The 10056-nt window shown below is 64.3% G+C and carries 11 protein-coding genes; 9 read left to right on the top strand and 2 right to left on the bottom strand.

Annotated features, from left to right (window positions below; all coding sequences use genetic code 11):
- The first annotated feature begins 191 nt into the window (after nucleotides 1–191).
- The 6 genes from VG320_RS23620 (at nucleotide 192) to VG320_RS23645 (ending at nucleotide 5128) form a co-directional block, all read left to right on the top strand.
- Nucleotides 192–1325 carry a porin gene (locus VG320_RS23620; protein ID WP_414696106.1) on the top strand — a complete coding sequence of 378 codons (1134 nt, stop codon included), beginning with the start codon at nucleotides 192–194 and terminating at the stop codon, nucleotides 1323–1325.
- Nucleotides 1326–1335: 10 nt separating this feature from the next.
- Entirely contained in the window at nucleotides 1336–2319 is a 984-nt protein-coding gene (locus VG320_RS23625; protein ID WP_327202487.1) for a LysR substrate-binding domain-containing protein, read from the top strand.
- A 26-nt stretch (nucleotides 2320–2345) separates the two neighbouring features.
- Nucleotides 2346–3611, top strand: coding sequence for an aromatic ring-hydroxylating dioxygenase subunit alpha (locus VG320_RS23630; RefSeq protein ID WP_327202488.1), 1266 nt, complete (start codon nucleotides 2346–2348; stop codon nucleotides 3609–3611).
- 70 nt (nucleotides 3612–3681) lie between these two features.
- Nucleotides 3682–4350, top strand: a complete 669-nt coding sequence (locus VG320_RS23635) for a YdcF family protein (protein ID WP_327202489.1) — start codon at nucleotides 3682–3684, stop codon at nucleotides 4348–4350.
- 93 nt (nucleotides 4351–4443) lie between these two features.
- Nucleotides 4444–4698: a hypothetical protein gene (locus VG320_RS23640; RefSeq protein WP_327202490.1), complete on the top strand. Its 255-nt coding sequence runs from the start codon at nucleotides 4444–4446 to the stop codon at nucleotides 4696–4698.
- A gap of 121 nt (nucleotides 4699–4819) precedes the next feature.
- Nucleotides 4820–5128 (top strand): high-potential iron-sulfur protein, encoded by a 309-nt coding sequence (locus tag VG320_RS23645; RefSeq protein ID WP_327202491.1) that lies wholly within the window; start codon nucleotides 4820–4822, stop codon nucleotides 5126–5128.
- A gap of 47 nt (nucleotides 5129–5175) precedes the next feature.
- On the opposite strand, the gene VG320_RS23650 is transcribed toward VG320_RS23645, so the two are convergent.
- A complete protein-coding gene (locus tag VG320_RS23650; RefSeq protein WP_327202492.1) occupies nucleotides 5176–5661 on the bottom strand; it encodes a hypothetical protein in 486 nt (161 codons plus the stop codon).
- Nucleotides 5662–5896: 235 nt separating this feature from the next.
- Between VG320_RS23650 and VG320_RS23655 the strand changes: the two genes are divergently transcribed.
- The gene (locus VG320_RS23655; RefSeq protein ID WP_327202493.1) at nucleotides 5897–7582 is read left to right on the top strand and encodes a hypothetical protein; all 1686 of its coding nucleotides are present in this window, start codon (nucleotides 5897–5899) and stop codon (nucleotides 7580–7582) included.
- 4 nt (nucleotides 7583–7586) lie between these two features.
- Here the strand turns inward: VG320_RS23655 and VG320_RS23660 are convergent, their stop codons facing one another.
- A complete protein-coding gene (locus VG320_RS23660; RefSeq protein WP_327202494.1) occupies nucleotides 7587–8039 on the bottom strand; it encodes a hypothetical protein in 453 nt (150 codons plus the stop codon).
- A gap of 173 nt (nucleotides 8040–8212) precedes the next feature.
- Here VG320_RS23660 and VG320_RS23665 point away from each other — a divergent pair, with 173 nt between their 5' ends.
- Nucleotides 8213–8611, top strand: a complete 399-nt coding sequence (locus tag VG320_RS23665; RefSeq protein WP_327202495.1) for an FKBP-type peptidyl-prolyl cis-trans isomerase — start codon at nucleotides 8213–8215, stop codon at nucleotides 8609–8611.
- A 119-nt stretch (nucleotides 8612–8730) separates the two neighbouring features.
- Nucleotides 8731–10056, top strand: a 1326-nt coding sequence (locus tag VG320_RS23670; RefSeq protein WP_327202496.1) for a glycogen debranching enzyme N-terminal domain-containing protein, incomplete at its 3' end; no start/stop codon positions are given.

A 10056-nucleotide genomic window follows, 5' to 3' on the forward strand; every position in this document is an offset into this window, starting at 1 on the left:
GCCCGCATGCTGGGCGGCACCGATGTGGCGATGCTCGTGGGTCTGCCCGTGGCCGCGCTGGTCTATCTGTGGACTTGCCGCTCGCTCGACATCGAACAGGAACGCCAGCTCGTGCGCGAAGCCGATCGCGGCCTGAACTGATCCCTCACGATAACAACGACAAGACAGAGCACATGAATTCGATGAAGACAATGCGCCCGAGCGCGCTGTACGCGGCGGTACTGATGCTGGCTGCGTTGCCCCTCGCGGCGCACGCGCAAAGCAGCGTGACGTTTTACGGCGTGCTCGATGCGGGCGTCACTTATGTGAGCAACGCGGGCGGCGCGCATCAGGTGAAGTTCGACGACGGCATTTCGTATGCAAACCGCTGGGGCATCAAAGGCACCGAGGACCTGGGCGGCGGCCTGAAGGCCGTGTTCAAGCTGGAGAGCGGCTTTCATGTGGGCAACGGACAGATCTCGAACGGCGGTTCGCTGTTTGGCCGCGCCGCTTACGTAGGATTGCAGAACGACTGGGGAACGCTGACCCTCGGCAACCAGATCGACATGACCCAGGAGATGGTCTATCTGTATAACGTGTCCGCGTGGGCGAGTGGCTATGCCATCAACCAGGGCGACTTCGACCGCATGAACGGCGATCATCTGCCGAATGCGGTGAAGTTCATGTCGAACACCTTCGGCGGGTTTCAGTTCGGCGGCATGTATTCGTTCAGCAATACGCCGGGCAGCTTCCACAACGGCAGCGCGTGGAGCGTGGGCGCGCAGTATCAGCGTGGCGCGTTTTCCATGGGCACGGCTTATACGCAGTTGAACAACCCCTCGGGCATTTACGCGTTCGACCCCTACGCGATGATCGGCGTGCATTCGTTCTTCGGGCAGCCGACCGTGAGCGTTGACCCGGGCACGGGCGCCGTCAACGATCTCTACGCGAATACGCCGTTCCCGGTGGACAAGCAGGGCGCGTTTGCCGTGGGCGCGAGCTATGCGATCGGCAATGTCACGCTGATGGGCGACTTCACCTACACGCAGATCAAGGCGTTGGGCCAGAGCCAGCACATGCAGGTGGGCGAAGGCGGCGCAAACTGGCAGGTCACGCCCGCCCTGAGTCTGGTGGGCGGCTACCAGTACACGCATTTCGATGCGCATCACTGGAATCAGTTGTCGGCGGGCGTGCACTATCTGCTTTCGAAGCGCACCGACGTGTATCTCTCCGGCGACTGGCTCAAGGCGTCGCAAGGCGTCGATGCGGTGATCGGCTATAGCTTCACGCCGTCGACCACCACTACCCAGGCCGATGTGCGTATCGGCATGCGCCATTCTTTCTGATGCCGACTCGATGCTGAATTTGCCTGGCACTCCCGAACTGGACGACCTGCGCGTGTTTTGCACGGTCGCGCGCAAGTCGAGTTTCAGCGGCGCGGCCGAGGCGCTGGGCGCGTCCGCCGCTTACGTGAGCAAGCGCGTGGGCATTCTTGAAGCGAGCCTCGGCACGCGCCTGCTGCATCGCTCGACGCGCCGCGTGGCGATCACGGCGGCGGGCGAGCGCGTGCTGGCGTGGGCCGAAAAGATTCTCGACGATGTGGATCAACTGGTCGAAGACGTCTCCAGCACGCAGCGCATTCCGCGCGGCACGCTGCGCGTATCGAGCAGCTTCGGCTTTGGGCGCAAGTTCGTCGCGCCAGCGCTGGCGGCGATGTCGGACCGCTATCCACAGTTGAATGTGCGGCTCGATCTGTTCGATCGCGTGGTGGATGTGGCGGGCGAGGGCTTCGACCTTGACGTACGCATCGGCGACGAGATCGCGGGCCACTTGATCGCAAAGCGCCTGGCCACAAATTACCGCGTGCTCTGCGCTTCGCCCGCGTATCTCGCGCTGCATGGCGCGCCGCGCACGATTGCGGATCTCGATGCGCATGCGTGTCTCGCGATCAAGGAGCGCGATCACCCGTTCGGCGTGTGGCGTCTCGATGCGGGCGGTAAACCGGTCTGCGTGAAGGTGAGCGGGCCGCTCTCGACCAATCACGGCGAGGCGGCCGTGCAATGGGCGCTGGCCGGGCGCGGCGTCGTGCTGCGCTCGATCTGGGACGTGCAGCCGCTGCTGGACGAAGGGCGGCTCGTGCGCGTGTTGCCCGACGTCACACAGCCCGCCAACGTCTGGGCCGTGTTTCCCGAGCGGCTCGCGCAATCGGCCAAGGTCAAGGCGTGTGCCGAATTTCTTGCCGAGGCTTTTGCGTTGGCTGGAATTGGCGATCCAGCGGCGCTTGACGCATTCGCGCCAGGCGAAACACGCACGCCGCAGCCGCTGTTTGAATCCGAGTAATAAGGAAACCGAAAGAGGAAACCCCAGTGATCGATTCCGCCAATCTGCGCAGCCTGCTGGCCTCACGCCGCGAAGGCTACAGTCTCGAACGCCCCTTCTATACCGACCCCGCGTTTCACGACCTCGATATCGAAGCGGTGTTCTCCAACGAATGGCTGTTCGCCTGCAATGTGGCGGAGATTGCGCGCGAGGGCGACTACATCACGCTCGATATCGGCGATACGTCTGTGGTCGTGCTGCGCGGCAAGCATGGCGAAATCGGCGCGTTTTTCAACACCTGCCGTCATCGCGGCTCGCTGATCTGCACCGAAGCGTCGGGGCACGCGAAGCGACTCGTGTGCCCGTATCACCAGTGGGTGTATGAACTCGACGGCACGCTCAAAAGCGCGCGCCAGATGCCTGCGGATTTCGATCGCGGCGAGCATGGTCTGCGCCCCGTCCACGTCGAAGTGATTTGCGGCATGGTTTATATCTGCATCGCCGATACGCCGCCCGATATCGCGCGCTTCAAGGCGGCGGTCACGCCATACATCGCACCGCATCACCCGGAGCGCACCAAGGTGGCGTTTTCGATGACGATCGTCGAGGACGCCAACTGGAAGCTTGTGATCGAAAACAATCGCGAGTGCTATCACTGCATTGGCAGTCATCCGGAACTGCTGGCCACGCTGATCGAATTCGCCTTGCCCGACGATCCGCGCGCAAACCGCGATTTCCAGCTGCTGATGGAGGAAAAGACCGCGTTGTGGGATAGCCTGGGCTTGCCGCATCAGCCTGCCGATGGCGGCACCGAATTCCGCTGCATCCGTTTGCCGTTCCATCGCGGTGCTGTGTCGTTCACCTCCGATGGTCGGCCCGCGTGCAACAAGCTGCTGGGCGACTTCACCGAACGCGATCTGGGATCGGTGCGAATGTTCAGGGTTCCGAACAACTGGAATCACTTTCTCTCCGACCATCTCATTCACTTTCGCGTGCTGCCGATATCGGCGACGCAAACCGCGCTCAAGACCACCTGGCTGGTGCATGAAGATGCGGTGGAAGGCGTCGATTACGACATCGATACGCTGATCGAGGTCTGGCGCGCCACCAACGCGCAGGACGCAACGCTCGTGGCGCACAACCAGCGCGGCGTGAATTCGAAGGCTTATACGCCGGGGCCCTATGCGCCTTCGGAGTTCATGCTGACCAACTTCACGAACTGGTATGCGCACAAGCTAGGCGAGCATGTCGCGCGCATTGACCACCTCGCGGGGCGCGAGAAAGCGATACGCCTGGCGGTGGCGCAGGCGTGAGCGACAACGCGGACACCGGCACAGAAGGGCGATGCTATATTCACGAGCCCTGGTTCGCCCGTTCCCCCGCATGTTCGTCCAACGTCTTTTTCGCAGCACCGCTGCCCGTACTGTCGTCGCGATCGCCGTGGCCGCTGTCGCGGCGTGGGTAGCCGCCGCGGTCTATGTCTGCGTGAAAGGGCTGCGCACGCCCTATGAGCGCGCCGATCTCGCCGTGGTGTTCGGCAATGCGCTCGAAGACGATGGCACGCCCAAGCCCATTCTTGCCGCGCGCCTGGACGTAGCGTTGCAATGCTTTCGGGCGGGCGCATGTCCGCGCCTGTTCGTGAGCGGCAGTATCGACGGTCCGGGTCTGGACGAGGCGGCGGCGATGCGCACGTATCTGCTCGCGCACGGCGTGCCCGACGATCGCATCGTGGTCGATCGCGCCGGCGACAACACGCTGGCGACGGCGCGCAACGCCGTGGCCTGGATGCGCGCGCAAGGACTGTCTAGCGTGCTGCTGGTCTCGCAGTACTACCATCTGCCGCGTGCGCGTTTTGCCTTCGAGCAGGCGGGCGCGCCGCAGGTCTATGGCGCGTACCCGCGCGCGTTCCGCTTCATGGACCTGTATTCGAGTTGGCGCGAGGTGCCCGCGCTGGCGGTTTATCGCGTGCGGCTGGGCCTGAATGCCGATGCACAGCCGATATCGTTCCGGCCGGTGCTATTCCTGATGGGGCTGATTGGGCTGGGGAAATGAGGGGCAGGCGTCGCTGAAAAAAGGCGGTGTCTACAGGCGAAAACCTGAGTCCGCCCTCCTAAAGTTTATTCGCCGCCTGCCGAAAATCCGGGCATGGCGCACGAACAACCCAAACTCCCCGAAAACGACCCGATCTGGGCCGAGGCACGCGCCCTGGAAGCCAGCATCCGTGCGATCCGCCGGGCCCAGGGCAAAAGGAATCCGGAAGACTACGACCCGGACGATCCCGATTGCATCGAGGCCATGGAAGAGTTTGTGCGCGATGTCGGCCGCGTGCTGGCGCTTTACACCCAGGAGGCCGCGCGAGGCGACGACAACGATCTGCACGGCGCAGGCGCGACGGGCTAGCGCGCGTCGCGCTGCACAAAATCAAGCAGCCTGAGACACTATGGCGCTGTGGCGCGGTGCAGTCGCTCCCGCAAGCGCAGCGCGCTCAAACCCCACCCATACAAAAACGTGTCTCCCAACGATGAATACCTCGCGTCGAAAGTTTCTGGTTTTGAGCCTGTGTTCGGCCACGTCGCTCACGCTGGCCGGCGAAGTCCTGGCCGATGAGCCCGTACTGGCCGAATCCGACGAGCAGGCACGCCGTGTCGGCTACAAGGCCGACGCCACGACCGTGGACCCGAAGCAGTTCCCCGCCTGGAAGCCCGGCCAGGATTGCCGTAGTTGCTCGCTGTTTCAGGCGGGTTCGGACGACAAGTGGGGCGATTGCCTGCTGTTTAGCGGCAAGCGGGTGGCTGCGGGAGGCTGGTGCAGTTCGTTCAGCACCATGTAACGCAAGAACGGGGTCATTGCGGCCACCGGCGGCAATGACCCGCAACCTTATTCGCCCTTGGCCGGACGCCCGGTCTTGACGGTTTCGAGCGCCGAAATGGCGGCCAGCAGGCGTTTGCTCGAGGCCGAGTCCAGCAACTGGATGCCGGCGCGCAACAGTTCGCTCTTCTTGACGGTGATGCCCGCATCGAGGCACTTGCGCTTGAGCGTAGCGATGCGCTCGTGGTCAGCCTTCGGCATCGTGAAGCTGTCGCGGACGACCTTCTCTTTCTTCGCGTTTTTGGCTTTCGAGCGGGCGGCTTCCTGCGCGCGCGTCGCCTTGGTCGACTTGGCGGCTTTCTTCGTCGCCTTCACGGCCTTAACGGCTTTCGCGGTTTTCGCCGATTCAAGCTCTTCTGCCTGTACCGGGGGCGTGACGATGGTTTCGGCGGCTTCGGCTTTCGCTGCGGCCTTACGTTGCGCTCTTTTCACATCCCCCGACGTCGGGAAGTAGAACGCTTTCTTCGTGGGCTTGCGGGCGATTACGGTGGTCATGCTGGATTCTCGAATATCAGACGAAAAAACAGTATATACGGTTTATGATCCTTCCCCGGCTCCCGGCGGCCTTGACTGTGTCGGCGGCCCTCCCATACGATCTGCCTGAGAGCGGAGCAGGCCGCTTCCGGGTCCGCGGAAAGGGTTGAACCCACCTGTCGCCATCAGGCCAGGATTGCCCCATCCTTTGTGCTGCCGGTACTGCGGACCTTCGGCAAGACTGCACGAGGATGTCATGCAAACATTGCCTTCCAGGCCCCATCCCGATCATCTGAAAAAGCAGGCCAAAGATCTCTTGCGCCTGTACCGCGCGGGCGACTCGCAGGCGCTTGTGCGCTTTATCCAGGCGCTTCCCGCCGCCGCCCATTGCACGCCTGCCGAAGTGATCGCGCTGCGACTGCGCCTGCACGATGCGCAGTCCTGTATTGCGCGCGAATATGGCTTCATTTCATGGGCGGAACTCAATGCTTTCGTGCAAGCGGGCGTGCTGGCGCAACAGCCGCAGGCCACGCTCGCTCGCCGCTGGCTCGATCTCGCTTACGGCGGCGACGTGACCGGCAGCTACGACGCCGCGCGCCCGCGTGTTGCAGCGCGACTGCTGCGAGACCATCCAGAACTGGTTCTCGCCGATCTCTGGGTGGCGTGCGCGGCAGGGCACGCTGAAGCCTTGCAGCGCGCCATCAAAACGGATTCCGCGTGGGTCAATCGCGCAGGCGGCCCGCTTGCGCTGGCACCGCTCGTCGCCGTTACGCATTCGCGGCTCGGGCAGATACCGGAATACGCCAACTGTTTGCGCGATTGCGCGAGATTGCTGCTCGAAGCGGGTGCCGATCCCAATCAGCACATCGGCAATCGCTACCCGCCCGCCTCGCTCGCCGCGCCCGACCAGAACGGGCCGCTCAGCGCGCTGTATGGTGCGGCGGGCGTCAATCGCGATCCGGCGCTTACGGCGATGCTGCTGGATGCGGGCGCGAATCCCAACGATGGCGAATCGCTTTATCACTCGCTCGAGAACCCGGCCTGCACGCGCCTGCTGCTCGATCGCGGCGCGCGCGTGAGCGGCACGAATGCATTGCGCCGGGCGCTCGATATGCCGGAATCGGCGGCGCTTGAATTGCTGCTCGCCCACGGCGGCGATCCGAACGAACCCGCCGGCGAAGGGCCGACCAAAACATGGGGCGCGCCGCTGCTGCGCGCCATCGCGGTACGCTGCCCGGTACAGCATATCGACGCCTTGCTCAATGGTGGCGCCGACCCACACGCGCAGACCGAAACGGGCGTGAGTGCGTACAGGCTCGCCATGCGCAACGGTTTGCCCGATGTAGCCGAACGCCTACGCGCAGCCGGCGCGCAGGAGCGCTTGAGCGACGAGGACCGCTTCATCGCCGCATGCGCCCGCGCCGACGCGCACGAAGCGCGCCGGCTCCAGGCGCAGCATCCGCAACTGCCGCGCTCGCTTGCTGGCGATCCATTGCGTCTGTTGCCCGACGCCGCCGCGTGGGGATCGGACGATGCAGTCAGGCTGATGGTCGAACTGGGCTGGCCGGTCGAGGCGCGCGGCGGCGATTGGGACGCATCGGCACTCAACCACGCTGTGTTTCGTGGCGACGCGGCGTTGACGGCCTTCCTGCTCGAACACGGCGCGAACTGGCGCGAGCCGCACGGCTACGGCAGCGACGCGCTCGGCACGCTGTCATGGGCGAGCGTCAACGAGCCAACTGGCTTCGCACAGCCCGACTGGCCGGCGTGCGCGCGTGCGTTGGTCGCCCATGGCCTGCCCGCGATCGAACGCGATCCCGCGCATCCCGAAGATTCCGGGCGTGTGCTGATCGAAGGGCGGCCGGTGTGGTTTTCGGAAGAGGTGGCCGAAGCGTTGCTCCAGACAAGCGAGGCGAGCGGTGCGCCGCCCGCCTCGACGTGAAGCTTTAGTGATACGTCATCTTCGACGAAGTCAGCTTGGTGAGCGTGCCGTTCTTGAAGCGGAACCAGCCTTCGGGGCCTTGCATCACGACTTCGTCGGGTTGCCAGAACACGCGCTTGACGGTCATGAAGCTGCGCATGTGCTGCACCACGGGCGGCTGGCGGCGCAGGTCGTACAGCACCGGGCCGTAAGCGCTCTGCACCAGCACGCGCGAGATATTGTCGCCCTGGCCGCCGGTTTCGTCGAAGTGCGTGAGCGTCTTCGCGTCGAAGCGATCGATGATGTCGCGGTCGAGCATGGCCACGAAATCGTGGTCGTCACGCACGAACTGCAGCGTGCCGGCGGGCGTGTTGAACGGCCCTGGCGCGTTGACTTGCGCATGGGCGGGCGTCGTGAGCGTCGCAACCGCGCAGGCAGAAATTCCCGCGATCAAGAGGCGGTGTAAAAGTCGTTTCATCGGGATTTCCAGATTTCAGGCGTTTGACAGACTTGGGCGGGGAGCATTGTCGCCAATCCTGCGCAATTCGTCGAATCGTGCCGAATTGCGCCGAATCCGGCCCGCAGCCACGCAGTTGCGGGGCCGGACGAGCCTGCCGATATAATCGCCGTTCTATTCAACGAGGAACTCGCATGAAATCCCTGATTGCCTTGATCGCCGCTGCGACCGTCGCATCGAGCGCCTTTGCCGCCAATCCCGTCGAAAAGCTGCCCTCGGGCGTCGTCGTGGAAACGCTCAAGCAAGGCACCGGCCCGTCGCCGGCCGCAGAAGACGTCGTGCGCGTGAACTATCGCGGCACGCTCGCGAACGGCACGGAGTTCGACGCTTCGGCCAAGCACGGCGGCCCGGCGAGCTTCCCGCTCAACCGCGTGATCCCGTGCTGGACGCAAGGCGTGCAGAAGATGAAGGTCGGCGGCAAGGCGAAGCTGACCTGCCCGGCCGATACGGCCTACGGCGACCGCGCAGTTGGCCCGATCCCGCCGAACAGCGTGCTCACGTTCGAAATCGAATTGCTTGGTATCGGCCAATAACGCGCTGATAACCTGCCGGTAATTCGCATCTGAAGCGCTGGAAGCGCCCGCTGCGCGGGCGTTTCCACGCTTGCATTACACTCGGCGTCATCTGCCAACCTCCGCAGCGAGGCCACCCGATGACGCGTCTTGTCCCTCCCTTCGATGCACAGTGTCTGGACGCCGAATGGCTGGAAGCCGATGGCGCGGGCGGATTCGCGTCGGGGACGGTGGGCACCGCACGCACGCGGCGCTATCACGCACTGCTGCTGACGGCGACTCAACCACCCACGGGCCGCGTGGTGCTCGTGAATGGCATTGAAGCGTGGCTCGAACACGATGGCGGGAAGATAGCGCTCAGCATGCAGCGCTATGGGCCCGATCTGCTCTCTTCCGATACATCGAACCGGCTCGCGAGTTTCGACACCTCGCCGTGGCCGACCTGGCGGTACGCGTTGAACGATGGCGCGGTGCTCGTCGCCGAGGTGTTCGTCGCCAGAGCGAGCCGTGAAACCGTGTTGCGCTGGCGTCTTGAAGCGCCAGAAAGTACGGCATTCACGCTCAAAGTGCGCCCGTTGATCTCGGGCCGCGATTATCACGCGCTTCATCGCGAGAACCCGGCTTTCGCATTCGCTGCGCAAATCGACGGCGAGCGCGTGCGCTGGCAACCCTACGGCGACCTGCCTGCGATAGTCGCGCAATCGAACGGCACTTATGCGCACGCGCCTGACTGGTACCGCCATTTTTACTATGTGCACGAAGCGGAGCGGGGGCTCGACTGCATCGAGGATCTGGCGACGCCCGGTGTGTTCTCGTTCGATTTGAGCGAAGGCGACGCCGTCTTGTTACTGCGCGCGCACAGCGGCCCGGGCGCCGCTGATTCTGTCGAAAGCGCGTCGAACCGCGCGCTGCGCCTGGCCGGTCTGGAGGCTTTGCGCAGGGTGGCGCGCGGCACGCGCCTGCACCGCTCGGCCGATGTTTATCGGGTGGCGCGCGGCGACGGCCGCACCATCGTCGCGGGCTACCCATGGTTCACGGATTGGGGGCGCGACACCTTTATCGCCATGCGCGGCCTGCTGCTGGACAAAGCCGCGTTGGGCCGCGAGGAAGCCGGCGCGATCCTGCTCGAATGGGCCGGCACGGTTTCCGAAGGCATGCTGCCAAACCGCTTCCCCGACGCGGGCGGCTCGCCCGAATACAACTCGGTCGATGCGTCGCTGTGGTTCGTCGTGGCAGTGCACGATTTTTTTGCGGCGGGCGATGTGCCTGCGCAAACACGGCTTGTGCTGCAAGGCGCGGTCGACGCGATTCTCGACGGCTACGTGCGCGGCACGCGTTTTCAGATCGCCGCCGATGAGCGCGACGGATTGCTGCGCGCGGGCGTGCCCGGCGTGCAACTCACCTGGATGGACGCGAAGGCGGGCGACTGGGTCGTCACGCCGCGCATCGGCAAATCGGTTGAAATT

Origin of the sequence: Paraburkholderia sp., assembly GCF_035948235.1 — a bacterium.
In the GTDB taxonomy this organism is placed as follows: Bacteria; Pseudomonadota; Gammaproteobacteria; order Burkholderiales; family Burkholderiaceae; genus Paraburkholderia.

Excerpts from the sequence above, each read along its gene's own strand:
- VG320_RS23660 (WP_327202494.1), bottom strand. The coding sequence starts at position 8,039 with ATGAAACGACTTTTACACCGCCTCTTGATCGCGGGAATTTCTGCCTGC.
- VG320_RS23645 (WP_327202491.1), top strand. The coding sequence starts at position 4,820 with ATGAATACCTCGCGTCGAAAGTTTCTGGTTTTGAGCCTGTGTTCGGCC.
- VG320_RS23635 (WP_327202489.1), top strand. The coding sequence starts at position 3,682 with ATGTTCGTCCAACGTCTTTTTCGCAGCACCGCTGCCCGTACTGTCGTC.
- VG320_RS23665 (WP_327202495.1), top strand. The coding sequence starts at position 8,213 with ATGAAATCCCTGATTGCCTTGATCGCCGCTGCGACCGTCGCATCGAGC.
- VG320_RS23650 (WP_327202492.1), bottom strand. The coding sequence starts at position 5,661 with ATGACCACCGTAATCGCCCGCAAGCCCACGAAGAAAGCGTTCTACTTC.
- VG320_RS23625 (WP_327202487.1), top strand. The coding sequence starts at position 1,336 with ATGCTGAATTTGCCTGGCACTCCCGAACTGGACGACCTGCGCGTGTTT.
- VG320_RS23640 (WP_327202490.1), top strand. The coding sequence starts at position 4,444 with ATGGCGCACGAACAACCCAAACTCCCCGAAAACGACCCGATCTGGGCC.
- VG320_RS23620 (WP_414696106.1), top strand. The coding sequence starts at position 192 with ATGCGCCCGAGCGCGCTGTACGCGGCGGTACTGATGCTGGCTGCGTTG.
- VG320_RS23655 (WP_327202493.1), top strand. The coding sequence starts at position 5,897 with ATGCAAACATTGCCTTCCAGGCCCCATCCCGATCATCTGAAAAAGCAG.